A 25,406-nucleotide genomic window follows, 5' to 3' on the forward strand; every position below is an offset into this window, starting at 1 on the left:
GTTTTCAGGTCTTATTACATTAGACCGCTAATTAATTACGCCTTTGATTTTACTATACAAATTATATTCATTTTTACATTGAATTATAAATTATAGTACAATGTTAAATTTTAAGAAAAGTGTATTTTACTTTGTTTTAGTAAGTTTTTTTTCTGCAATTATTTATTGGTATTTAACCATTGGTGTTGCACTTGAAAAAGGTAGAAATATTATCCAACCAGAAAGTAAAAAATCCAATTTCATGGAATTTATCGATTCTATGATTCATAATTTAACCCACCCTCTAGCCATTTTATTGGCGCAAATTGTTACCATTATTTTAGCCGCAAGAATATTTGGTTGGATCTGTAAAAAAATAGGGCAACCTTCAGTAATTGGAGAAATCCTTGCTGGAATTGTATTGGGTCCTTCAGTGATTGGTCTGTATTTTCCGGAATTTACCGCTACCCTATTTCCAGTAGAATCATTAGCAAATCTTCAATTTTTAAGTCAAATAGGTTTAATTCTTTTCATGTTTGTAATCGGTATGGAACTCGATCTCAATGTCCTTAAAAATAAAGCTCACGATGCCGTTGTTATTAGTCATGCCAGTATTATTATACCATTCACATTAGGTATTGGATTAGCATACTATATTTATTTAAATTTTGCACCAGAAGGAGTTAAATTCACTTCCTTTGGCTTGTTTCTAGGAATTGCCATGAGTATTACTGCCTTTCCTGTTTTGGCCCGAATTGTTCAAGAACGCGGGTTACAGAAAACAAGATTAGGTACTATTGTAATTACCTGTGCCGCTGCTGATGACATTACTGCTTGGTGCATTTTGGCTGCTGTTATTGCTATTGTAAAAGCAGGTTCATTTACAAGTGCCTTGTACATTATTGCCTTAGCGGCCCTTTATGTACTTTTCATGATTAAAATTGTAAAACCATTTTTGAAGCGCGTAGGTGATTTACATCAGACTAAAGAAAAAATTAGTAAACCCATTGTCGCTATTTTCTTTTTAACATTAATTATTTCTGCGTATATGACAGAAGTAATCGGAATTCATGCCTTATTTGGTGCGTTTATGGCAGGTGCAATTATGCCTGAAAATATTAGCTTTAGAAATATTTTTATTGAAAAAATTGAAGATGTCGCTTTAGTATTATTATTGCCTTTATTCTTTGTATTTACAGGATTACGAACCGAAATTGGTTTATTAAATGATCCTTATCTATGGAAAGTGACCGGTTTAATTATATTGGTGGCTGTAACCGGAAAGTTCATCGGAAGCTCGTTAGCGGCAAAATTTGTTGGACAAAGTTGGAAAGACAGTTTAGTAATTGGCGCCCTCATGAATACTAGAGGTTTAATGGAATTGGTGGTACTTAATATTGGGTATGATCTGGGGGTTTTGAGTCCGAAAATTTTTGCTATGATGGTCATTATGGCGTTAGCAACAACGTTCATGACCGGACCTGCATTGGATTTAATCCAATGGATTTTTAAAACAAAATCAACGGATTTACCTGTTGAAATTGCAAATGTGAGTAAATATAAAGTTTTAATTTCATTTGGTTCCCCGAATTTAGGGAAATCATTACTAAAACTAACGCACAGCCTCACAAAGAAAATGAGTAATAATGCTGATATAACAGTAATGCATTTGGCACCAACAAATGAAATTCATCAATACAATATTGAGCAATATGAACACGATAATTTTGCTCCACTTTTAGAAGAGTCTGAAAAAGAGAATCAAAAAATAACAACTTTCTTCAAGGCATCTAACGATATTGAAGGTGATATTATTGAAGTAGCCAACAGAGGCGAATATGATTTATTATTAATTGGAGTTGGACAATCTATTTTTGACGGAAGTTTATTGGGTAAAATATTAGGTTTTACAACCCGAATAATCAATCCGGAAAAATTATTAAATCAAGTTACAGGTAAAGAAAACCTATTTGAGAATTCGCCCTTTGATGAACGTACTCAAGATATTATTGCCAAAAGTAAAGTACCTGTTGGAATATTAGTAGATAAAAATTTAGAAAAAACCGAATCTATATATATTCCTATTTTTAATCAAAATGATGTATTTTTAATTCAATTTGCTCAAAAATTCATCAAAAACAATGATTCACAAGTAATTTTTCATGATATAGGCGGACATATTAAGAGTAATCCTCAAATAAAAGAACAAATCCGCTTGATAGAACAAATTGCACCCAATCATGTTGCTTTAATTGAAGACAAAACCATTGACAAAACCTTTTTAAAAAAACAAGATTTAATGTTAATTGGAATTGAAAGTTGGAAAAACTTAATTGACACCAAAAGTCTTTGGTTATCCGATATCCCTTCAACATTAATTATAAAAAATGAGTAAAAAAAATCCCGAGATTACACTCGGGATTTTTTATTTATTGTAAACTTGCTAAACTTTGTTCTAGAGTGGCTATTTTAGCTAATGCATCAGCTTCTTTTTTACGCTCATTTGCAATTACTTGCTCTGGAGCTCCGCTAACAAATTTTTCATTCGATAACTTTCCTTGAACTGAGCGTAAGAAACCTTTCGTATAATTTAATTCTTCCGTTAATTTAGCAATTTCAGCTTCTAAATCTACGTTTCCACCAACAGGAATAAAATATTCATTTGATTTTACACGATACGATAAAGCACCATTTACTTTTTCACCTACATATTCTAAATCAACAATATTTCCTAATTTCATAATTACTGCATCAAAATGAGTTGATGCTTTTTCATTATTAACTACTTTTAATTCAATAGTTTCTTTAAACGGAATATTTTTGTCTTTTCTTATAGTTCGAATTCCTGAAATTACTTCAGTTGCCAATTCAAAATCCGAAATTATTTTCTCATCAAAAGATTTCATTTCAGGCCAAGAGGCTATAATTAAAGCTTCTTCTGGAGTTCTTTCGGCAATATACTGCCAAATTTCCTCCGTTAAGAACGGCATAAAAGGATGTAATAATTTCAAATTAGCTTCTAACATTTCAATTGCTTTATTGAATGTTGTTGTATCAATAGGTTGTTGATATCCTGGCTTAATCATTTCTAAAAACCAAGAACAGAAATCATCCCATACCAATTTATAAATTCCCATTAAAGCATCTGAAATTCGATATTTGTCAAAGTTATCTTCAATTTCAACTAACGTCTTTTGCAATTTAGCTTCGTACCATTCAATGGCAACTTTAGAGGATTCTGGTTGCGCTATATCCGCTACTTCCCATCCTTTAATTAAACGGAAAGCATTCCAAATTTTATTCGCAAAACCTTTACCTTGATTACATAATTCCTCATCAAATAAAATGTCATTTCCTGCAGATGAACTCAATAACAATCCAACACGAACTCCATCAGCACCAAACTTCTCAATTAATCCTAGTGGTTCTGGTGAATTTCCTAAGGATTTTGACATTTTACGGCCTTGTTTATCACGTACCAATCCAGTTAAATATACATTTGAAAACGGTTTTTCACCGGTATATTCATATCCTGCAATAATCATTCGGGCTACCCAGAAGAATAAAATATCCGGACCTGTAACCAAATCATTAGTTGGATAATAATACTTGAATTCTTCATTTTCTGGATCCATCATACCTCCAAAAACAGAAATTGGCCATAACCAAGAGGAAAACCAAGTATCTAATGCATCTGGATCTTGTTTTAGGTTATTGGTTGTTAGTTCTTGGTTGTTCGTTTTTTCTTTAGCTAAAACCAAAGCGTCTTCAATAGTCTCAGCAACAACAAAATCTTCTTTTCCATCACCATAATAGTAAGCAGGAATTTGTTGGCCCCACCACAATTGACGAGAAATATTCCAATCGCGGATATTATTTAACCAATGTGCATAGGTGTTATTGAAACGAGAGGGATGTAACTTAATCTCATCGGATTCTAAAACAGCTTTAATAGCAGGTTTCACTAACTCGTCCATTTTCAAGAACCATTGATCCGACAATCTTGGTTCGATTACTGCTTTTGTTCTTTCAGACGTCCCCACATTGTTAGTATGCAATTCAACTTTTGCTAAAGCACCAATTGATTCTAATTCTTTTTCAATGGCTGTACGAACTTCGAAACGATCTTTACCTTCATAATGCAAGCCGAATGAATTTAAAGTCGCGTCTTCATTGAAAATATCAATAATTTCTAATCCATGTTTATCTCCTAGTGTTTTATCGTTTACATCATGAGCTGGTGTAACTTTTAAACAACCCGTACCAAATTCCCTATCCACATATTCGTCGAAAATAATAGGAATTACACGGTTACAAATAGGAACAATCGCTTTTTTCCCTTTTAAATGGAAATAACGTTCATCTTCAGGATGAATACAAATTGCAGTATCACCTAAAATAGTTTCAGGACGAGTAGTTGCGATGGTTACAAACTCTTCACTTCCATCGATTTGATACTTTAAATGGTATAATTTACCTTGTCTTTCTTCGTATATTACTTCTTCATCAGACAAAGTCGTTTTTGCTTCAGGATCCCAATTTACCATACGGTAACCGCGATAAATCATGCCTTTGTTATATAAATCAACGAACGATTTAATAACAGAAGCCGACATATCGTCATCCATAGTAAATTTAGTTCTATCCCAATCGCAAGAACAACCCAATTGTTTTAATTGTTCTAAAATGGTTCCACCGTATTTTTCGGTCCAATCAAACGCATGCTTTAAAAACTCCTCACGAGTTAAATCTGCTTTATTAATTCCTTCCGATTTTAATTTAGCTACTACTTTAGCCTCAGTTGCAATGGAAGCATGATCGGTTCCAGGCACCCAACAAGCGTTGAAGCCTTTTAAACGAGCACGACGTATTAATACATCTTGAATCGTATTATTTAACATATGCCCCATGTGTAACACTCCTGTTACGTTCGGTGGCGGAATTACTATAGTATAGGGAGTTCTATGATCTGGAGTTGAATGGAAATACTTGTTTTTCATCCAATAGTCATACCATTTTTTTTCTACTTGTTTGGCATCGAATTGTGCTGGTATCATATAAAAGTTTGAAATTTGAAGTTAGAAGTTTAATTGTATTTTAAACTCTAGTATGTTATTAAAAATGCTTACAAAAATTAACTTATCTACTTAAACGTAATAAGAGAAATCCATTCTAATCATTACAAAGCAAATAGATGGATTACAAACAGACATTGTTGACTCGCTCTTGAAGAATCAAGAAAAAATTGCTTTTTATATGTCGATTACTTTGGTACACTTTTTGTATTTATTTATGCAAAAGTAGTTATATCAACAGAATAAAAAAAATGAATTTAGGTTTTGTTGGTAACTCAAAAAAAATTATTTTTACCAAACTCAAATTAACAAAAAATGAAAAAAAATATACTTTTATTAATTTTCTTCATCACTGGAATGCTTTCTTTTGCGCAAAATGGAGCAAAAATTGAATTTAAGGAAGAAACTATTAATTATGGAACCGTAGTTAAAGGAGAAGACAGTGGAAAACGTATTTTTGAATTTACAAATACAGGCAATGAACCTTTGGTTATAAAAGATGCTAAAAGTAGTTGCGGATGTACTGTTCCAAGTTTTCCAAAAGAACCTATTGCACCAGGAGCTACAAGTACTATAGAAGTACAATACAATATGAATCCTGGTCCAATCAGCAAAACCATAACTGTTACTACCAATGCAATTAATAAAGAAAGTGGGATGATTGCCTTGCGAATTAAAGGTTTAGTTATTGTGAAAGAAGAAAAAAGTGTACTGGAAAAGAAAAAAGAAGGTCCAAGATTATAATATTTAAATCCCGATGTATTCGGGATTTTTTATATCTCTTCTTTAAGAATAAATTTTACTATTTTTTTTAGTCCTTTTCTATCGATTTCAATTGTTATTTCTTGATCGAAAGCGGTTTCAAACAATTCTGTCAATTGATTCATCGTATAGGCTGAAGCCAATTTATTATTTACGCTTACCAGCTTATCTCCTACTTTTAACCCTAGTTGATCTGCAATAGAATTTAAACGAATATGAGAAATTTCAAATCCAGGTTTTAAGACGTAATTAAATCTATGAGCCGAATCTATAAAAATATTTTCATTTAAGTTTACTACTTGTACACTTCCTTCAATTCTTATTTTTTCTTCAACCACATCATAACCGGCATGATGGATGTTTATCCCACTCATATTATAATAAAATGGGTTTGAAATTTTACTATTCGCTTTCAAATACATTTTTTCATCTTTATAATCGAACAATACTGAAAAACGATTTAAAATCCCACCTCCTAAAGATCCATTTCTTTCAATTAATAAATTTTTATTTGCAAAAGCAATTGAATCTGGAAATGAAATTATTGGCTTTTCTAAAATAAAATCTGCTATGGTTAAGGAATTGAATCTAGCTCTTTTACCGTAAATATCGCCTCCCAACCCCGTTCCTAAATAATCCGCTATGGTTGTGATTCCAATAAAATTGAATTTATTTTCAACAATCCACATTCCATCAGAAAGTCCTGTATCTACAAGTAATTCTAAACTTTGTTTTTGTGTGACATCTAATGAAATTTCAATAGGTAAATAGGGTTTGTCTACTTTAATTTTAATGGGTAATTGTTTGTACTCATTTTTTATTGCAGTAACTCTTTTTGTTTCTTTTTTAAAAACATTAATTTTTTTTTGATCGTATTGAATTTCAACTATATTTTCTTTAAAAAAATCTGCTCCTAATATACCATGAATAGGAATTCCGACAGAAGTAGACAATTGAAAATCTTCTTGCAATAATAAGATAACATCTAAATTTTGAGTAGATAAATTTTTCAATTGAAGTTTATTTGTTTTAGAAATGTAAGCATCCATAGGTTCTTTGATACCTGGACCTGTAATTCTAATTTTTGATGTGTTTTTAAAAGTGATACTATCTTTTTCAGGGAAACTAAATAAAATATTTAAACCTGAGCCTGTATCGACTATAAGATTTAATTCTGTATTATTTAGATTAGCTTTCACAACTATTAAATTGTTTACCAATGTAAATGGAATTGAAACCTTGTCTTTATTTTTAGCAAATTCCCATTTTACTTGAGAAAAGTTAACTAAAGAAAAAAAACAAGTAAACATCAATGTTAATAGTCGTTTCATAACGAATCCTTTTTATTAAAATTACAACAATTAAATCACTATTTTGTTAAATTTAACACATCATTTAAGATAAAATCTACATCGAAGTTTAAATAGTATTCGAAGAAAATTAAAATTTTATTTTAAGTCTTCTAGGTTTTATATAACTACATTGACTACTTATTTAACAAGAATAAATTAACCACAATAATTAAACCAAAAATTAACGTATTGATAAAATATTCATTAAAGCATTTTCTTTCCATCTTAAAACAAACAAGGTGATTGACAAATCATATCAGATACTCTACAAAAAACTAACAAAAAAGGAACTGATTTTTAATAAATTCTTAGTTTTAAGTAGTGTTTTTTAAAGAAAATAAATTGTAAATTTGCAATTCAAATTAACATAGCTATGCCAAAAATATCAAACAAAGGGCAACAAATGCCTGAGTCGCCAATTAGAAAATTAGTTCCTTATGCTGAAGGAGCTAAAAAAAGAGGAACAAAAGTTTATCATCTAAATATTGGTCAACCTGACATTAAAACACCTGAAGTAGCACTAGAAGCGGTAAAAAACTTTGACATTAAAGTTTTAGAATACAGCCATAGTGCAGGTTTTGAAAGTTATAGAACAAAATTATCTAACTATTATAAAAGCCATGGATTACCTGTAAATACTGAAGATATTATCATTACAACAGGTGGTTCAGAAGCGTTATTATTTGCTTTAGGTTCAACATTAGATCAAGGAGATGAAGTAATTATTCCTGAGCCGTTTTATGCTAATTATAATGGATTTGCTACAGCGAGTGGTGTTACGGTGGTTCCAGTAATGTCTGGTATAGAAACTGGTTTTGCATTACCTCCAATTGAAGCTTTTGAAAAATTAATTACACCTAAAACAAAAGCCATTTTAATTTGTAATCCTGGAAATCCAACTGGATATTTATATTCAAAGGAAGAAATTGAAAAATTAGCTGAAATTGTTAAAAAACACGACTTATTCTTAATTGCCGATGAAGTATATAGAGAATTTGCCTATGATGGATTAAAACATTATTCTGTATTGAATATTCCAGGTTTAGAACAACATGCGATTATGATTGATTCAGTTTCAAAACGTTACAGTATGTGTGGTGCACGAATTGGATGTGTTGTTTCTAAAAACAAAGAATTTATGGCAACAGCAATGAAATTTGCTCAAGCACGTTTAAGTCCGCCAACCTATGCTCAAGTTGCTAGTGAAGCTGCTTTAGACACACCACAAAGTTATTTTGATGAAGTGATTACAGAATATAAAGACCGTAGAGACACATTAGTTGAAGAAATGAATAAAATTGAAGGGGTTACCATTGCAACTCCAAAAGGTGCTTTCTATTGTATTGCTAAATTACCTGTAAAAAATGCTGATGATTTTGCTCAATGGTTGTTAGAAGAATATAATTTCAATGGTGAAACGGTAATGGTAGCTCCAGCTGCAGGCTTCTACTCTACTCCAGGAGTTGGACTTGATGAAGTGCGAATAGCTTACGTTTTGAAAAAAGAAGATTTAATTAAATCCGTTCAAATTTTAAAAGAAGCTTTAAAAGTATATCCTAATAATTAAAATAAAAAAAGGCGATTTTTACAAATCGCCTTTTTTGTTTATTGTCCTTCACCTTTTTTAATGATATAAGTATAGAACCAGGTTAGTGTAAAAGTTGGTATAACATCTGTCAACGGAATCATTTCTTCAACAGTACCAAATAATGCTGCAACTTTTCCTGCAGTACCTTTATACATTAAAAGTAATAGTATTCCAGATAAGGGAGCCCATATTACATCTGAAAATTCTCCAAAAACAGGAACACTGTAAGAAATCATTCCAATTCCATCTAATAAAAGACTTAAAAATAATTTTTGATTCTTATCTGTTGGCTTTTCAGTTGTAGTTTCAATTGTATTTTGTGACATATTCTTTTAATTAATTGCATGAACTAAGGTACAAATTAAATAGCAAAAGTTTAACAAAACATTGTAAAACTATTCCATCACTTTAAACTAGTTTTGATCGAATAAATTCTGTAAAAACATGTTCCATAAAGTACATCATATAGCCATCATTTGTTCTGATTATGAAAAATCAAAACACTTTTATACAAAAATTCTAGGCTTAACAATCCTTCAAGAAGTATATCGTAAGGAAAGACAATCATACAAATTAGACTTAGCATTGAATGGAAATTATTGTATTGAATTATTTTCATTTCCAAATCCACCGAAACGTATTTCTAGACCCGAAGCTTGTGGATTACGACATTTGGCATTTGAAGTTTCAAATTTAGACGACATAATCAATCATTTAAATTCAAATAATATTCATTCAGAACCCATTCGTATTGATGAATTTACAGGAAAACGATTTACGTTTATTGCAGATCCCGATGCCTTACCTATAGAATTTTATGAAATGTAAATCGTTATAAGAAATGTAAAAAATTAAAGGTTTGATTATATAGAACTTTGTTTTTTTTTAAAACATCTTTAACAAGCAATTTTGCGTTCTTTAACCTCACTTAATATCTAAAACCGAAAGGTGTTTTTTTATTTCATCATTTTTGCTTACATTTAAGTATGAAATTAAAAAATCATTTTTGTGTTTAGACATCAAGGAAAATCTAGAACATTAAAACATAATTTACAAATAGCCTCATTACTATCTTTCGTGGCTGGAATTGTAAATGTTAGTGGGTTCTTAGCTGTTCAACGATTAACAACAAATATTACTGGGCATTTTGCCTTTTTTGTAGATGAGGTTTTCAAACTGAACTTCTTGAAAAGTTTTATTTATTTCATCTACATTTTTTGTTTTTTTCTTGGATCATTTACCTCAAGCTTTTTAATAGAATACATGACTAAAAAAAGGCATCATGTACATGTTTCTTATTTAGTACCTGTAGTTTTTGAGAGTATGATTTTATTGTTTGTGTCATTATTTGGCTCTAATTTAATGAGTTATAACCCAGAAATTTTAGTTTTTTTATTATTATTTTCCATGGGGTTACAAAATTCACTTGTTACCAAAATTTCAAATGCTACAGTGAGAACTACACATTTAACGGGTTTATTTACTGATTTAGGAATTGAACTGTCACAAATGATCTTTTATAAACAGAAAGAGCAGCAAAATGTGTTAATATCAACTATAAAACTAAGATTAACCATTATTAGTTTTTTCTTTTTTGGAGGTCTTTTAAGCGGTATACTATATTCAAAAATTAAATTATACACGCTAACTCTAGCCGCATCTCTACTTTTTATTGGCGCAATTTATGATGACGTTAAGTTCAAAATACTACAACAAGCGCGAAAACATCAAAAATAAACATAAAAAAAGCTCGAATAGTTATTCGAGCTTTGAAGTAGTCGTGACCTCGACAGGATTCAAACCTGTAACCTTCTGAGCCGTAATCAGATGCGCTATTCAGTTGCGCCACGAGGCCTTTGTTTTGTGGGTGCAAATATAGGAATAAATACATTCAATCCAAAAATTTCTATATAAAAAATTAAATAAAAATATTTACCCTTAATCATCCTATTGTAAATCAACATTATGTATATTTAACCTTTCAATAAAAATAACTTTATAAGAATGAAAATTGAAGATTTTTTCAGAGATGTACCTAATTTTCCTAAAGAAGGAATCTTATTTAAAGACATTACGCCTTTATTATTAAATCCAAAAGCAACACAATTTTGTTTAGACTCATTAACAAATTCCTTAATTGAAAAAAAAATAGATAAAGTTATTGGTGTAGAAAGCCGTGGTTTCTTTTTTGGAATATTAATGGCTCAGAAATTAAATGCTGGTTTTGTACCAGTTCGTAAACCCAAAAAACTGCCCTATAAAACCATATCTGCATCTTATGCCCTAGAATATGGCACTGACAGTCTTGAAATTCATGTAGACGCTATTCAGCCTGGAGATAAAGTACTCATTCACGATGATGTTTTAGCTACCGGAGGCACCGCTGAAGCAGTTTGTAAATTAGTTGAACAATTAGGAGGCGAAATAGTTCAGGTTAATTTCTTAATGGAACTATCTTTTTTAAATGGAAGAGAAAAATTAGCAGAAAAAGATATTTTTGCTGCTGTTACTTATTAGATTCATCTAGAGCTTTACAGGTTACAAAATAACGATAGGCAATGATGGCTTTTTTCCATTTAGGTGCTTTAGCTAAATCTAATCTTTGCTTGGTAAAGCTAGGTAAAAGTAACTTATTAATCTTGGCTAGTAATCTATACATGATTGATACACAAATTTTAAAAGTGCCAAAATTACAATTTTAAGTTGCATTTATCATTATTTTTTCATCAACAAAAAATTAAATAATAAAAAAGCACCTCAATGAGGTGCTTTCTACTATTTATTATCGCTAATATAAGTTTTATTACCATTTTTGTTGATATAATACTTACCGCCTCTAGGTCCTGTAAATACTTTTTTACCTTTGTATTCTCCAGTAACCTTATCTTTTACTGTTTTTTCTGCTGCTTTTGAAGCTGCAGTTTCTTTCATATCCTCTTTTTCTTCAGCAGCTGTTTTTTTAACTTTCGCCTTAGCTTTATTAGCATCAGCTTTAGTCTTTCCTGCTGTGGATTTGGCTTCTCCAGTTGCTGAAGCTTTGTTATCTTTTACTTTAGCTTCTGCTTTTGTTTTAGATTCTTTAGCTTTCGTTTTAGCCTTATCTGTTTCTTTTTTAGCTTTTTCTTTGGTTGAAGTCGCCTCTTTTTTAGCTTTTTCTTTTACTTCAGCTTTCGTTTTTTCAGCTTTTTCAACTTTCTTTGTAGCTTTCTTCTTCGTTTGTGTTTCTTGAGCCATCATTCCTAATGACAACAACATGGTCAAACAAACTACTAATACTTTTCTCATTTTATTTTATTTAAAGTTATACAATCTTATGAACACGGTGAATAGGAATCACCACTCCTTTTTTAAGAATTACTCGTTCATTTGTAATTCCCCAAACTGTAGTTTCCACCATTTTCTTTGAAGCATCGTCTTCAAAATAGATTTTCATTTTTACATGTTCCAAATTTCCAAGTGTCATGGCACGATCTAAATCTGATTTTCTTTGTAAAATATCTTCTTTTTCTGTTAATACTTCTTCAGCAGGAAATTTCAATCCTTCAACTACTTCTTTTTCAATTAATTGGAAATCGCTCATACGTAATACTAATTAGTTTAATGGTTAAGTGTACTAAAATTACAAAATTCATTCCAATTTTAACAAATAAATTCAAAAAAATAATGCAATTGAAATAAAAAATAAATTCTAAATTTGCTTCGTTATGCAAAAAAATGTAAACATATTAAATAAAAGAGCCAAATTTGATTTTGAAATCCTAGATAAATACGATGCCGGTATTGTATTATCTGGTACCGAAATCAAATCAATTCGTTTAGGAAAGGCATCTATCGCCGAGGCTTTTTGTGAATTTAACGACCGTAGTGAATTGTTTGTCATCAATTCAACTGTGGAAGAATATGCCTATGGAACACATTATAACCATAGAGCCAAAAGTGAACGAAAGTTACTTTTAAACAGAAAAGAGCTAAAAAAACTGGAAAAAGACGTTCAAAATAAAGGTTTAACTATTGTTCCGTTACGACTTTTTACAACAGACAAAGGGTTAGCAAAATTGGAAATTGCACTTTGTAGAGGTAAAAAGAACTTCGACAAACGTGAAACCATGAAAGAACGTGATACCAAACGCGATTTAGACCGTATCAAAAAATCATTCTAAAACAGAATGATTTTTTTTTAACTTATTATAATTCCCTTTACAATATTAATACCTTTTGTCGCTAAATATTTTACATCCTAAAATAATCTTCACCGCTTTTTTAGAAAATCATAAAAATACAAATAAGCAACTAACCACCTGAATATTAAGGTTTTTTTAAGACAATTACATCGTAAATTTGCAAAAGAAACGTTTTTAGGTATGACAAAAGATATTCAAAGATCAGAAGCGGATGTTGTTTTAATTGGTGCCGGAATCATGAGCGCCACATTGGGACTCTTATTAAAAGAATTGCAACCCGATTTAAAAATTGAAATTTTTGAACGATTAGACATCGCAGCAGCTGAGAGTTCAGACGCATGGAATAATGCTGGTACCGGCCACGCTGCGTTTTGTGAATTAAATTACACTCCTGAATTGGCCGATGGAACGATTGATACTTCTAAAGCGGAGAAAATTGTAGAATCTTTTGAAGTTTCCCGTCAATTTTGGGCTTATTTAGTCGAAAATGGAATTTTACAACATCCTGAAAGTTTCATCAAACATGTACCTCACATGAGTTTTGTTTGGGGTGAAAAAGACGTAAAATACCTTAAAAAACGGTTTGATGCTTTACAAAAATTCCATCTTTTTAAGGAAATGGAATATACTGAAGACTGCAATCTGATCAAAGAATGGGCACCTCTACTAATGGAAGAACGAAAAAGTACTAAAAAAGTAGCGGCTACTTCTATGAAATATGGGACTGATGTGAATTTTGGTGCTTTAACCCGTAGTATTTTTAAATACCTAGAACAATTAGAAGGTGTTACATTACACTTTAACCATGAAGTGAAAGGATTGAAAAAGAAAGATGACAACCAGTGGCGGGTAAAAGTGAAAGATGTAGCCACAGGCCATAAAAAAAGGATAAAAACAAAATTTGTTTTCATTGGGGCCGGCGGAGGCTCTATTCTACTTTTAGAAAAAGCGAATATACCTGAAGGTGAAGGTTTTGGTGGATTCCCTGTAAGCGGTCAATGGCTAAAATGTAACAATCCCGAAGTAATTGAAAAACATCGGGTTAAAGTCTACGGAAAAGCGGCTGTAGGCGCACCACCTATGTCGGTTCCTCATATTGACACTCGAATTATTGATGGAAAAAAAGCGCTTTTATTTGGACCTTATGCCGGATTTTCAACTAAATTCTTAAAAAAAGGTTCGTATTTCGATTTGGCAAAATCCATTCAATTAGACAATATTAAACCGATGGTTTCTGCAGGCATTAATAATATTCCATTGACAAAATATTTAATTGAACAAGTTTTTCAATCTTCTGATGACCGAATGAAAGCTTTGCGTGACTATGTTCCGAGTGCTAAAGCGGAAGATTGGACTTTAGAAACGGCAGGTCAACGAGTTCAAGTGATTAAGAAAGACAAAAACGGTAAAGGCAAATTAGAATTTGGGACGGAAGTAGTGAATGCCACAGACGGTTCGTTAGCCGTATTGTTAGGAGCCTCTCCTGGCGCTTCAACTGCTGTTTCTATTATGCTTGATTTACTTCATCGTTGTTTTCCAACACAAATGGATTCGCCTGAATGGCAACATAAAATAAAAGAAATGATTCCTTCCTTTGGACAATCTCTAAATGCCAATCCTGAATTAGCTGATGCCATCCGCTTTAAAACCGGTACAATCCTTAAATTAAGAGAAGATTTATAAAATAAAGCTGTCCAGAAAGAAATGCTATTGTCAAACTGAACTTGTTTCAGTTTCTATAAAAACATGTATTCATTATTTTTATAGATTCCGAAATGAATTCGGAATGACAATTTCATAACTTTTTGGACAGCCTTTTATTTCAGCTAGTAAAGCAGCTTATTTTTTTCCTTTTGGTCCTTTAGAACCTTTATCTGAATTCAAATCCGTTTTTAATTTTTCTAAATCGGTTTTTGTTTTTTCTAATTCCGATTTTAATTTTTCAAGTTCTGATTTAGTATCATCACCTATTTTGATGGTTTTTTCAATTTGAATTTTATTCTCTTTCTTCATTTTATCCAATTCATTCAAATCGCCTTCTTTATCGCTACTAAAGTTTTTCTCTTTAATAATCATAGTACCGCCTTTTCCATCAGAATATTTCTTAGTCACCGTACCATCATCTTCAATTTGCTCCTCTTCTAACTTCATATCTGGATTATCACCCATCATTTTTCCATCTTTAAAAATAAATGAACGCGACATACCATTTCCTTCGCCTAGACCTTTTTGTAACTCTTCTAATTTTTCAAAATTAAAATCTTCGTTAAATTGAAATTGTTGTTTATCTAAAAGATTTTTTATTACATCGTTATCTAAATTTTGAAACATATCATCATTAAACATGTTCCCCATTCCATTGCCATTCCATGCAAAAGCATCACCAAATGGACCATTCATTGCTCCTGAAGTAATATTGATTAAGCCTTTACCACGAGCATCCACTTGTTTTTTAATTGAAATGGGAGCAATTGGGGTTTCATCGGCTACATTGTAGTTTCCAGAATTGCCATTTTTATCTTTGTACGCAATTTTAATCGCCGTAATTTCTTTTTTATCGTTTCTTTTTACACCAGAAAAAGAAACCTCAAAGTCAAATTTTTTAGCATCGGCTTCATCTTTCTTCAAGTCTTCATCTGTCATATTTTTATCGATACGCAATTCAAAACCGTTATTACGTTTAACGGCTAATTTTTGTAAATTGTCGTTTTGTGCCTGAGTAGTTGTTGGGATAAATAAACTCAATGAAAACACAAATAAACTTCTGATTAGTAATGATTTCATGTTCATATTTTTTGATTTTTGATTACGATTCAAATTTATTGTTCTTTTGGAATACAAAAATAAAAAAAATGTTAATTAACGTGTTTTAACAAAAAAACTGCTTTAAAAGCAGTTTTTTTGTTATTTATAAGAATTATTTAGTTGTAATAAATATTTTAGATTTACTATCTGTATTCTTATATACATTTATGTTTTTAATCGATTCTGGAGTGATTTTACTAATTTCTGATGCTTCCTTTTTTACATCATTAACAAATAATTCAACATTGGAAACATCAACAACTATTGTAGGTTGACCTGGTAATTTCAATTTATTTTTATCATAAATTACTACTCCATCTCCATTATCTAATTGAATAACTTTGTTTTCTGAGCGTACTTTTACTTCATTTCCTTGAATGTTTTTCACCGTTTCAATAACTACAATGCCGTCTTTACCTTTTTCTCCAAATCTGTTCACAGCTTGATTACCTTTTATTACATCTACAGTCACAATTTTTTCTGGAGATACTTTTTTCAATTCACTTTCTTGAATTTCTTTTCCATCCACAATTATAACTGGTGTTTTACCTTCAATTAACAGTTTTTCATCTGAATTGGTTTTGTAAATTACTGTTTTTGTTTTCTTTACAGAATCCATTTCTGTATTCCCTTCTTCATTAATGATAATTTTTGTTTCAATTTCTTTCTCATGTTGTGCTTCTTTGGTAATCGTTTTTTTCGATTTCCCTTTTGATTTTACTTCTTGCGCAACTGTTTTTACTTGAAATAATAACATAAATCCAACTAATACGGGAAGAATTAATCCGTATTTCCAAACATTTTTCTTGCTGGTTTGCTTTTTGTTTAACATAACGATTCGTTTTTTGATTAATGATTGATTGAATGAATTGCTGGCAACAAAACTAGCTGTTTTAGTGTTGAATTTTAACATCGCTTTTTGATAGACGATTCGGTCTTTTACTTGTGCAATGGCAGCTTCATCGGCTAAAAACTCTAAATTTTGAACCACACTCTTTTGATACAGCCAAACCACTGGATTGAACCAAAAGAAAATTGTAATGAATTGAACTAATAAGGTATCGACACTGTGGTTTTGGTTCGAATGCGCCTCTTCATGCAATAAAATCGCTTCTAATTCGTCCTGATTGATCAGTTCAGGATTGTACACGATGTAATTAAAAAATGAAAATGGCGATTGCACCAAGTGCGATTGTAAATAGGTTTTGCGTTGCTTTTCGATTCGTTCAGATTGATTAATTACCGAAAAAAGCTTTCCTAAACCTATTAGGAGTTTAAGTATTAAAATTGAGGCAATTACCCCATAAGCGAACAGCATAATGGTTTCCCAATTGATGGAATGAACAGGTTCTACTGAAGTCACTGGAACAAAATTTACTGTTTCAGTTGAAGCGGATTTAGGCATCAAAACCTCTTTTACTTCTATGTATTGGATTTTTGTAAATGTAATAAAAGGCAAAACAACCGACACAACAATCCCTCCTAGCAAATAATATCTAGAAAATTGGAAAAAGGTATCCTTAGCCAATAAAAACTTATACAACAGGTAAAAACAGATCAATAGTCCGTTAGCCTTCAATAGATATTCAAACAGCGGATGCATACTTACTTCTTTTGCTCAATGATGGAAAGTATCTCGCGTAGTTCTTCAGCTGAAATTTTTTCCTCTTCAGCAAAATAAGAAACCAAGTTTTTATACGAATTATCAAAATAATTCTGTATCGCCGTTTTCATAAAGGTCTTTCTGTAATCTTCAATGGCTATGATGGGATAATATTGATGCGAATTCCCATAAGCCTCATAAGACACATATCCTTTTTCTTCTAAATTTCTAATGATAGTCGACAAAGTATTGTAGTGCGGTTTGTCTTCCGTTATTTCTGCTAATACATCTTTTACAAAGGCTTTTTTTAATCGCCATAAAATATGCATTACTTCTTCTTCTTTGTTGGTCAATTTTTGCATAACTACTTTTTTAGTTATACAAACATACAACTATATTTTTAGTTAACAAACTATTTTTATAGTTTTTCAACTAATTTTTTAGTTTGAATTCGTTGTCGACCAATTTAAGCACCCAAATCCCTAATAAAGTGCCAATGATTCCAAGTACACCCATAAACATCCAATTGGCTTGATAACCATACCATTCTACTATTGTAAATCCGACTTTAGCACTTACTATATGTGCCAAACTATAGGTCATTGTAAAAATAGCCATATACCTTCCCTGATGGTGTTTTGGAGCGCGACTCATAGCAAAACTATTGGAAAACGGAAAAGAAAACATTTCAGCAAAGGTCATGAACAACATCATAACCACAAGAACGCCCGACCAAAAATTGATAAGCAATAAAAAGACACTAATGGTCATGAACAAACATCCAAAAATGATGACTTTGATTTTATCGACTTTATTTTTTTCAATATAATTCACAATCGGCATTTCTAAGAAAAAAACCAAAACCCCATTTAAGGTCAACAATAAACCGGTTTGTAATTCGGTTAAATTAAATTGCATTTTATGGTACACAGGCACGGTTGTAAACAATTGAAAAAACATGATTCCAACAATCAATGTCGAAACTAAAAAGATCCAATACACTTTATCTTTAAACACCGAATCAACTAAAATTTCACCCGGATGTTCGGTATCTTGATAGGTCGATTTCTTTTTCTCCTTTACTTTAAGCCAGAATATCAAAATAGCTATAATACAGGTAGTTCCGTCTACCCAAAAAAGTCCTTTGTAACCGATATTCATAATGATTAAACCACCTAAGGCGGGACCCGCAGCAAAACCTAAATTAATCGCCAATCGCACCAAAGTTAACGCTCGAGTTCGGTTCTCAGGTTTCGCATACGCACCTAACGAAACGAACATAGCAGGTCGGAACATATCGGCAATGGTCATGATCACAAACATACTGATGCACATACCCTCAAACGAGGTTACGTATTGCAAAGCAAAAAACAACACGCCACTAGTCAACAAGCTAAATATCATGATTTTATAAAAACCAATCGTGTCGGATAATTTTCCACCTAGCCAAGAGCCCAACATTGATCCGATACCAAAAAACACCATAATAGTCCCCACTTGCGACAATGAAAAATGCAAATCTTCATGCAAATACTTCGACAAGAACGGTAAAACCATCGTTCCTGCGCGGTTGATAAAGGTAATTAAGGTAAGAATCCAGATTTCTCTAGAGAACCCTCTAAAGTTGTTCAAATAGGCTTGTAGTGCTTTTAAAATCATAGTATAGTTTGAGTTACAAATTTACAAAAGCCAAGGCAACTTATCATCAATTAAAAATTATATATTTTTGTTAAAAATCCGACCCTATGAAATACGTCAATTTACACACACATACTTCTAGAAATTTATCCAACACAATTGAAATCGTCAATCAATATCCGCACGATTTTCAGGAAGGATTTTCGACTTATTCTATCGGAATTCACCCTTGGTATTTAGAAGAAAGTCGTTTAGAGGAAGATTTAAAAATAATTAAATCAAAACTTTCAACAAATGAATGTATTGCATTGGGAGAGTGTGGATTAGATAAACGTATAGAAAAAATCTATAGTAGCCAAATAGCGGTTTTTGAGGCACAATTAGACCTCAACAAGTCGTTTTCGAAGCCGGTCATCTTGCACTGTGTCGCTTCGTTTGATGAAGTCATTTCGAGCAAAAAAAACAGTGGTCTCACCTGCCCTTTTATCATTCATGGGTTTTCAAAAAATGAACAAGTTGCCAAACAATTATTGAAGCAGGATTTCTATTTGTCGTTTGGAAAATACTTATTACGTAACCCTGATTTACGAGAAGTATTTGCTCAAATTCCAAATGAAAAAATATTTTTAGAAACGGATACAATTGCGGAAAGTTTGGAAGAAGTTTATACTTTTGCAGCACAATGCAAAAACATATCTGTAGAAGAAATGCAAGCGATTGTTTGGGAGAATTATGTTCGAGTGTTTAGTTAAATGCTGGATGTTAGATGTTGGATGTTAGATGTTGGATGTTAGATGTTGGATGTTAGATGTTGGATGTTAGATGTTGGATGTTGGATGTTAGATGTTGGATGTTGGATGTTGAAGTTTAAAGAAAATAGAAAAATTATTTAGGAACCTGTGATTGATATTAGAAAAACAAAACTAATTAACATTCACTAGTTACTAATTACTAATAAGATGAAAAATGGCAAAGTGGCAAGAAAGAGCTGAATTATTATTCAAGCCGGAAGGATTAGAGAAATTAAGAAACGCAAAAGTATTGGTTGTTGGATTAGGTGGTGTAGGTTCGTTTGCGGCTGAATTTTTAGCACGTGCTGGCGTGGGCAACATGACGATAGTTGATGGCGATATTGTTGACATTACCAATATTAACCGTCAATTACCTGCGTTACACAGTACGGTGGGGCAACCAAAAGTAAAAATTGTAGGTGATCGTTTAATGGATATTAACCCAGAATTGAATTTGACGCGTGTAGAAGAGTTTTTATCCCCTGAACGTGCTATTGAAATTGTTACCCCTGAGTTTGATTACGTTTTGGACTGTATTGACAGCATTACACCTAAATTAAACCTGATTGTAGCAGCCAAACGCAAAAAGGTGAAGGTAATTAGTAATATGGGCGCAGGAGGCAAATTATTGTCTCAAAAAATTGTGGTGCGCGACATTAGTAAAACCGAAGTTTGTCCGTTAGCTAAAAACATACGCAAGCGTTTAAAGAAAGAAGGTATTTCTAGTGGTGTAAAAGCCGTATACTCGTTGGAACATCCTGATGAAACCAGTTTAAAAACTACGGACGGCACCAACTTTAAAAAATCATTCTACGGTACCAACAGTTGGATGCCTGCCCTATTTGGTTTACACGCAGCCGAAACTGTAGTGAAAGAGTTGTTACGTAAGTAATGTAAGCAGTCGAAAGTCGAAAGTCGAAAGTCGAAAGTTAAAAGTTGAAAGTCGAAACTTGAAACCCATCTAAAAATAAAAACAAGCCTGGATTAGAACTACTTCAGGCTTTTTTATGCTCGTTAGTTATTGAATTTACTATTGCTTTTGAAATTGCAATTGACATTGACATTGTAGTTGAAATTGATATTGAAATCTTTGTTAATAATTTACTACAAGAAATAATTTTTTGTTTGTTTTTTTTGTATTTTTGGGATAATGTGAAGCAAAATAAATTACAAATCATCGTTTATCTTACTGATTTAGAACAAAAGGGATGGATTTATTTCGCATATAAACTAGTTAGCGGTAATATTTAGACAACCAAAGTATAAATAGATGAAATTAACAGAAAATCAGAAGAAAACAATACTTTACTTTATCATAGGAACCGTAATAATTGTATCATTATTTATGTTTTCCTTAGAAGATAAAGACAAAACAATTGTAAACTTCTTTACACTATTTGGAACATTTGCATCAATTTTTGGATTATGGATTGCTTACATACAAATCATCAGTTTGAAATTAACAAACGAACAGACAAAAATCGCTGTCGAAAATTCTCTAAATAAAATAAATCAATTACTCTCAATTTCTGAACTTTCAAAAGCAATTAAGATTATTCAAGAAATTCAGACTTCAAATATAAATGGCAAACATGAAGTTGCGCTCATTAGAATGAAAGATTTAAAGTCTATATTAATTCAAATAAAATATAATTCTGAATTAAATATTTATACAGAAACTAACATTTATAATCAAAACATTACCGATATTAGCATAGACATTAATAATTTAAATGATTTTTTAATAGGAAGGAAAAAAGGACTAAATTTCTCTAAATTGAACAGTAATTTAGAAGAATTATCAACAACTATAACTGAATTCGAAAACAAACTTAAATTTGAAGTAAAATGATATCAGAAAATATTAAAATATTAATTGACAAGCTCAAAAAGAAAACTGAATCAGGTCAAGCTATTTGGACAAAAACAAGTCGAGATACTGAATTTAAATTAGAGTTGCAGAAAGGAGCTATTGTTACTGACAATTGGGAAGACGGACAAGGTTTCTTTGTTGACTTAGCAATTTTAAATGAAAATGGAGAAATAATTGAAAGAGATTTTTTCAACGTTAATGAAGAGGATTATAAAACTCTTTATGAAGTTTATTTACTTGCAAAAAACAGCTATTATAAGGTTGATGAAACATTGAAGACAATTTTTGATGAATTAGATAGTCCGAAAATTGTTGGAAAAGACAAAAATAAAGATTTACCTTTTTAAAAATACTACCGCTAACAGCTGTTAGCCGCTATGGCTGGTTTTTCTTGAGTTGTACTTCTTTTTTCATGTAAAAAGTTTATCTTAGCAGACAGTACGCAGTTCGCTAGAATCGCCACAATCGGCTAGCAGCGAAACGTTATAGGGAATTTTACTCTACGAAACACAAATATGATTATGAAACACCCAAAAGTATATTTGCTCACCAAAAAAGACAATAAATATGAAATATATTTTGGTGAGTTTTCAACTTTGGATGGAATAAAATTGCTTGACAAAAATTTAAAAATAAAGTTTGAGGAATTTGGAGCAACAAACTATAAAAAAATTGGATTCGCAACAGAAAATGACATTCCTAAACTTGAAAGTATTGTGGAATTCGTTAATTTTTTAGAAAACGGAGATTACATTGATATAATTCAGTGTGAAATTGAAATTATTGGAATCGGAAAATTATCTACTCATGATGATGGTGAATGTTGTTTTACTTTAGATTCTAAAGAAATGACATTTGAATTAATCAAAAAAGCTGCTCCTATTGAATATCAAGACAAAATCTTATCGGAATTAATCAACAACCAAAACAAATACATTAAAATTGATTCTAATGGAAATATAGAAAGATATTTCACTTTCAACGATTATATTAAAAACTGTCCCTAACAACGGTTTGACACAATAGCAACTTTTACTTTTAAAATCACTTTCGATTTTCCGCTGGAAAATCTTAACTTGGCAAGAAACAATCATTCACACAGCCGCTACTGAACTAATCGCTGTAAGGTTGTGCGTCATTTTGAAAAACAAATCGTGAAATATATTAAACTGATTTTATTATTAACTTTTTTAAGTTCGTGTACAACGAATAAATCATTTGTTGGTTTATATGGAAAGTGCAGAAAAAGTTACTTTGCTTGCACTCAAATAGAATTAAAAGCAGACAATACTTTTGAGTACTTCATTTTTATGGATGTTGGTGGCGGAAATGTTATAAAAGGTACTTGGAATACTATTTCGAATGATACAATTGTTTTAAATACATATAACCAACCAGAAATTTTAAAAACAACCTATAAAGGAAAAATAAATCCAGATTTAAATGGAAAGGTTAGAATAAAGATATCTGACAAAAATGGTGCTCTTGGATTTGCAAGTGTAGAAATTAATGACAAAGTATCTGGAATTGCGACGAATGAGTATGGAATTGCTGAATTTGAAACTAAATCTTTAAAAAATGTTCATTACAAGTTTTTAGGACAAAATGAAACAATCAAAATTGATAACTCGAATTATAATGATATAGAAATTTTGATAAAAGATTTAAACATTAATGCAATTCCAGAATTTCTGACTGATTACAAAATCGTAGTAAAAGGAAATAAACTTATACTAAATACCAATTATATTCATAAAAAAACGAATTTAAAAAACAAGCAGTGGAAATAAAAATGAACACAACAGGCCTTTGGCATGATTCCTCTAGCATTTGCTTCACTCGTGTATGAATTTGTCGTAAATTCTTGTTTATTTTCCGCAAGAAATTTTATCTTTGATAGCCCGGAGGCTGAAAGGCGAACGGATGAAATAAAATAATAGATTCCAAATTTCGCCACCTCGCTAAGCCTGGGAACATTATACAACATGTAAAGAAACTCTACAAAGAACCAATTATGAGAAATTATTTTATTTACATATTATTTTTTGTATTGTTAAGTTGTAGCAAAAAAGAAAAGGAAAATTTTATTCCAATCGAATATCTTTATCCAATTGAAAATATTGGAAATGGAAAACAATTCAACTATTATAGAGTTGGCTCACTTCATAAAAAAAATTCAGTTGTTAATTTAAGTATTATAAATAATTCAAAAGAGCAATTTCTGGTAAAATCAGAGTATTGCAATGGCATTAAAACAGACTCTATCAAAACAACTCTTAAAGGTGGATTATTAGAAATCTATAATTTTAATCTACTTTATAAAACACAATATGAAATACTTAAAGGTAAAATCATCGAAAACAAAATAATTGATGATGGAAGCGAACTAGGGAAAAGGATTTCCAAGATTTTATATAATGGTAAGTATAGAGAGGTTTTGGTCGATCAAGAAGAAAAATTTCTATACGATACAATAATAAATATTGATGGTTTAGAACATAAAGCACTTGTAACTGAAACAAAAATTAAAACTCTTTATAAAAAAAATGGAATTGAATATGGAAATGAAACGTTAAACAAAAAATCATATTATGTAAAAGGTTTTGGTTTATATTCTTATGGAATTGAAAGTAAAGATGATTCATCGAAATACTTCCAAATGTCAATTGATAATTTAGAAGAAAAATAACACATAGCATAACAACAGCAACTGTAATACAATCATTTAAAAAAATAATTTATCAAAATAATTAAACAAAAAAGCCTAACTCACGTTAGGCTTTTTATTTTATCTATTCTTTAAATAGTTTTCTACATTTTCTAAAATGCGGGCTTCTATATTCGTGATGTCACTTTTCACAAAAGCTTCACCAATGATGTTTTCGTATAATTCTATGTAACGTTCAGAAACCGTTGCAATGTATTCGTCGGTCATTTCAGGGATTTGTTGTCCTTCTTTACCTTGGAATCCGTTAGCAATTAACCATTGACGTACAAATTCTTTAGACAATTGCTTTTGTGCTTCTCCTCTATCTTGTCTTTCTTGGTAGCCTTCAGCATAAAAATAGCGCGAAGAATCCGGTGTATGAATTTCGTCAATCAACACGATTTTTCCGTCTTTAGTTTTACCAAATTCATATTTCGTATCTACTAAAATCAAGCCTCTTGAAGCGGCAATTTCGGTTCCACGTTGGAATAACGCTCTCGTATAATTTTCTAATACACTATAATCTTCTTCAGAAACAATCCCTTTGGCTAAGATATCTTCTCTTGAAATATCCATATCATGTTCCCCATTGTCTGCTTTAGTCGTTGGCGTAATGATTGGCGTAGGGAATTTATCGTTTTCTTTTAATCCTTCAGGAAGTGTAACACCACATAATACACGTTTACCAGCAGCATATTCACGTGCGGCATGCCCAGAAACATAACCACGAATCACCATTTCCACTTTAAAAGGCGTACATAAATGTCCGACTGCCACGTTTGGATCGGGTGTTGCGATTAACCAATTCGGAACAATATCTTCCGTTAATTGCATGAAACGAGTGGCAATTTGGTTTAAGATTTGACCTTTATAGGGAATTCCTTTAGGCATCACCACATCAAAAGCCGACAAACGATCAGTAGCAATCATTACCAATAAATCGTCATTGATGTTGTATACTTCGCGAACTTTTCCTCTATAAACGGATTTTTGACCAGTGAAATTGAATTGGGTCGTCGTAATTGTATTCATTATGTTGTGTTGTTGTTGTT

The 25,406-nt window shown here is 31.3% G+C and carries 25 protein-coding genes and 1 tRNA gene; 15 read left to right on the forward strand and 11 right to left on the reverse strand.

Annotated features, from left to right (window positions below; translation table 11 throughout):
- Positions 1-100 precede the first annotated feature (100 nt).
- Entirely contained in the window at positions 101-2,374 is a 2,274-nt protein-coding gene (locus tag KQS_RS08595; RefSeq protein ID WP_014388796.1) for a cation:proton antiporter, read from the forward strand.
- Positions 2,375-2,408: 34 nt separating this feature from the next.
- Here KQS_RS08595 and KQS_RS08600 read toward each other — a convergent pair whose 3' ends face one another.
- Complete coding sequence (locus KQS_RS08600) at positions 2,409-5,036, reverse strand: valine--tRNA ligase (protein ID WP_014388797.1); 2,628 nt, start codon at positions 5,034-5,036, stop codon at positions 2,409-2,411.
- 333 nt (positions 5,037-5,369) lie between these two features.
- Between KQS_RS08600 and KQS_RS08605 the strand changes: the two genes are divergently transcribed.
- The gene (locus KQS_RS08605; protein WP_014388798.1) at positions 5,370-5,798 is read left to right on the forward strand and encodes a DUF1573 domain-containing protein; all 429 of its coding nucleotides are present in this window, start codon (positions 5,370-5,372) and stop codon (positions 5,796-5,798) included.
- Between the two features lie 29 nt (positions 5,799-5,827).
- Here the strand turns inward: KQS_RS08605 and KQS_RS08610 are convergent, their stop codons facing one another.
- Positions 5,828-7,147 (reverse strand): aspartyl protease family protein, encoded by a 1,320-nt coding sequence (locus tag KQS_RS08610; RefSeq protein ID WP_014388799.1) that lies wholly within the window; start codon positions 7,145-7,147, stop codon positions 5,828-5,830.
- Between the two features lie 394 nt (positions 7,148-7,541).
- Here KQS_RS08610 and KQS_RS08615 point away from each other — a divergent pair, with 394 nt between their 5' ends.
- Positions 7,542-8,735, forward strand: a complete 1,194-nt coding sequence (locus KQS_RS08615; protein ID WP_014388800.1) for a pyridoxal phosphate-dependent aminotransferase — start codon at positions 7,542-7,544, stop codon at positions 8,733-8,735.
- A gap of 38 nt (positions 8,736-8,773) precedes the next feature.
- Here KQS_RS08615 and KQS_RS08620 read toward each other — a convergent pair whose 3' ends face one another.
- Positions 8,774-9,082: a hypothetical protein gene (locus KQS_RS08620; RefSeq protein WP_014388801.1), complete on the reverse strand. Its 309-nt coding sequence runs from the start codon at positions 9,080-9,082 to the stop codon at positions 8,774-8,776.
- A gap of 118 nt (positions 9,083-9,200) precedes the next feature.
- Here KQS_RS08620 and gloA2 point away from each other — a divergent pair, with 118 nt between their 5' ends.
- Both gloA2 and KQS_RS08630 read left to right on the forward strand, forming a co-directional pair.
- Complete coding sequence (gloA2, locus tag KQS_RS08625; RefSeq protein WP_014388802.1) at positions 9,201-9,584, forward strand: SMU1112c/YaeR family gloxylase I-like metalloprotein; 384 nt, start codon at positions 9,201-9,203, stop codon at positions 9,582-9,584.
- Between the two features lie 180 nt (positions 9,585-9,764).
- The gene (locus KQS_RS08630) at positions 9,765-10,493 is read left to right on the forward strand and encodes a YoaK family protein (protein WP_014388803.1); all 729 of its coding nucleotides are present in this window, start codon (positions 9,765-9,767) and stop codon (positions 10,491-10,493) included.
- A gap of 44 nt (positions 10,494-10,537) precedes the next feature.
- Here KQS_RS08630 and KQS_RS08635 read toward each other — a convergent pair.
- Positions 10,538-10,611 (reverse strand) — tRNA-Arg (locus KQS_RS08635).
- 149 nt (positions 10,612-10,760) lie between these two features.
- Here KQS_RS08635 and KQS_RS08640 point away from each other — a divergent pair.
- Positions 10,761-11,273, forward strand: a complete 513-nt coding sequence (locus tag KQS_RS08640) for an adenine phosphoribosyltransferase (protein WP_014388804.1) — start codon at positions 10,761-10,763, stop codon at positions 11,271-11,273.
- A gap of 258 nt (positions 11,274-11,531) precedes the next feature.
- Here KQS_RS08640 and KQS_RS08650 read toward each other — a convergent pair whose 3' ends face one another.
- Both KQS_RS08650 and KQS_RS08655 read right to left on the reverse strand, forming a co-directional pair.
- Complete coding sequence (locus tag KQS_RS08650) at positions 11,532-12,041, reverse strand: hypothetical protein (protein ID WP_014388806.1); 510 nt, start codon at positions 12,039-12,041, stop codon at positions 11,532-11,534.
- Between the two features lie 16 nt (positions 12,042-12,057).
- Positions 12,058-12,336 carry a hypothetical protein gene (locus KQS_RS08655; RefSeq protein ID WP_014388807.1) on the reverse strand — a complete coding sequence of 93 codons (279 nt, stop codon included), beginning with the start codon at positions 12,334-12,336 and terminating at the stop codon, positions 12,058-12,060.
- Positions 12,337-12,460: 124 nt separating this feature from the next.
- On the opposite strand from KQS_RS08655, the gene smpB reads away from it, so the two are divergent.
- On the forward strand, positions 12,461-12,916 hold the full coding sequence (gene smpB / locus KQS_RS08660; protein ID WP_014388808.1) for an SsrA-binding protein SmpB: 456 nt from the start codon (positions 12,461-12,463) through the stop codon (positions 12,914-12,916).
- Positions 12,917-13,117: 201 nt separating this feature from the next.
- On the forward strand, positions 13,118-14,620 hold the full coding sequence (locus tag KQS_RS08665) for a malate:quinone oxidoreductase (RefSeq protein ID WP_014388809.1): 1,503 nt from the start codon (positions 13,118-13,120) through the stop codon (positions 14,618-14,620).
- Between the two features lie 156 nt (positions 14,621-14,776).
- On the opposite strand, the gene KQS_RS08670 is transcribed toward KQS_RS08665, so the two are convergent.
- The 4 genes from KQS_RS08670 to KQS_RS08685 all read right to left on the reverse strand — a co-directional run bounded on the left by KQS_RS08670 (position 14,777) and on the right by KQS_RS08685 (position 19,004).
- On the reverse strand, positions 14,777-15,721 hold the full coding sequence (locus KQS_RS08670) for a hypothetical protein (RefSeq protein ID WP_157868415.1): 945 nt from the start codon (positions 15,719-15,721) through the stop codon (positions 14,777-14,779).
- Between the two features lie 133 nt (positions 15,722-15,854).
- Entirely contained in the window at positions 15,855-17,345 is a 1,491-nt protein-coding gene (locus KQS_RS08675; RefSeq protein WP_014388811.1) for a M56 family metallopeptidase, read from the reverse strand.
- Positions 17,346-17,347: 2 nt separating this feature from the next.
- A complete protein-coding gene (locus tag KQS_RS08680) occupies positions 17,348-17,707 on the reverse strand; it encodes a BlaI/MecI/CopY family transcriptional regulator (RefSeq protein ID WP_014388812.1) in 360 nt (119 codons plus the stop codon).
- A 70-nt stretch (positions 17,708-17,777) separates the two neighbouring features.
- Positions 17,778-19,004 carry an MDR family MFS transporter gene (locus tag KQS_RS08685; protein WP_014388813.1) on the reverse strand — a complete coding sequence of 409 codons (1,227 nt, stop codon included), beginning with the start codon at positions 19,002-19,004 and terminating at the stop codon, positions 17,778-17,780.
- An 86-nt stretch (positions 19,005-19,090) separates the two neighbouring features.
- Between KQS_RS08685 and KQS_RS08690 the strand changes: the two genes are divergently transcribed.
- The 7 genes from KQS_RS08690 to KQS_RS08725 all read left to right on the forward strand — a co-directional run bounded on the left by KQS_RS08690 (position 19,091) and on the right by KQS_RS08725 (position 24,336).
- Positions 19,091-19,735: a TatD family hydrolase gene (locus tag KQS_RS08690; RefSeq protein WP_014388814.1), complete on the forward strand. Its 645-nt coding sequence runs from the start codon at positions 19,091-19,093 to the stop codon at positions 19,733-19,735.
- A gap of 214 nt (positions 19,736-19,949) precedes the next feature.
- Positions 19,950-20,666, forward strand: a complete 717-nt coding sequence (locus KQS_RS08695) for a tRNA threonylcarbamoyladenosine dehydratase (protein WP_014388815.1) — start codon at positions 19,950-19,952, stop codon at positions 20,664-20,666.
- A gap of 378 nt (positions 20,667-21,044) precedes the next feature.
- Positions 21,045-21,626, forward strand: a complete 582-nt coding sequence (locus KQS_RS08705) for a hypothetical protein (RefSeq protein ID WP_014388816.1) — start codon at positions 21,045-21,047, stop codon at positions 21,624-21,626.
- The gene (locus KQS_RS08710; RefSeq protein WP_014388817.1) at positions 21,623-21,994 is read left to right on the forward strand and encodes a hypothetical protein; all 372 of its coding nucleotides are present in this window, start codon (positions 21,623-21,625) and stop codon (positions 21,992-21,994) included. Before KQS_RS08705 ends, KQS_RS08710 begins: the two co-directional genes overlap by 4 nt.
- 174 nt (positions 21,995-22,168) lie before the next feature.
- On the forward strand, positions 22,169-22,654 hold the full coding sequence (locus tag KQS_RS08715) for a hypothetical protein (protein ID WP_014388818.1): 486 nt from the start codon (positions 22,169-22,171) through the stop codon (positions 22,652-22,654).
- Between the two features lie 147 nt (positions 22,655-22,801).
- The gene (locus tag KQS_RS08720; RefSeq protein ID WP_041252065.1) at positions 22,802-23,437 is read left to right on the forward strand and encodes a hypothetical protein; all 636 of its coding nucleotides are present in this window, start codon (positions 22,802-22,804) and stop codon (positions 23,435-23,437) included.
- Between the two features lie 224 nt (positions 23,438-23,661).
- Positions 23,662-24,336, forward strand: coding sequence for a hypothetical protein (locus KQS_RS08725; protein ID WP_014388820.1), 675 nt, complete (start codon positions 23,662-23,664; stop codon positions 24,334-24,336).
- Between the two features lie 99 nt (positions 24,337-24,435).
- Here KQS_RS08725 and KQS_RS08730 read toward each other — a convergent pair whose 3' ends face one another.
- Positions 24,436-25,389, reverse strand: a complete 954-nt coding sequence (locus tag KQS_RS08730; protein WP_041252275.1) for a phosphoribosylaminoimidazolesuccinocarboxamide synthase — start codon at positions 25,387-25,389, stop codon at positions 24,436-24,438.
- Positions 25,390-25,406 lie beyond the last annotated feature (17 nt).

Source organism: Flavobacterium indicum GPTSA100-9 = DSM 17447, from assembly GCF_000455605.1.
Lineage (GTDB): Bacteria > Bacteroidota > Bacteroidia > Flavobacteriales > Flavobacteriaceae > Flavobacterium > Flavobacterium indicum.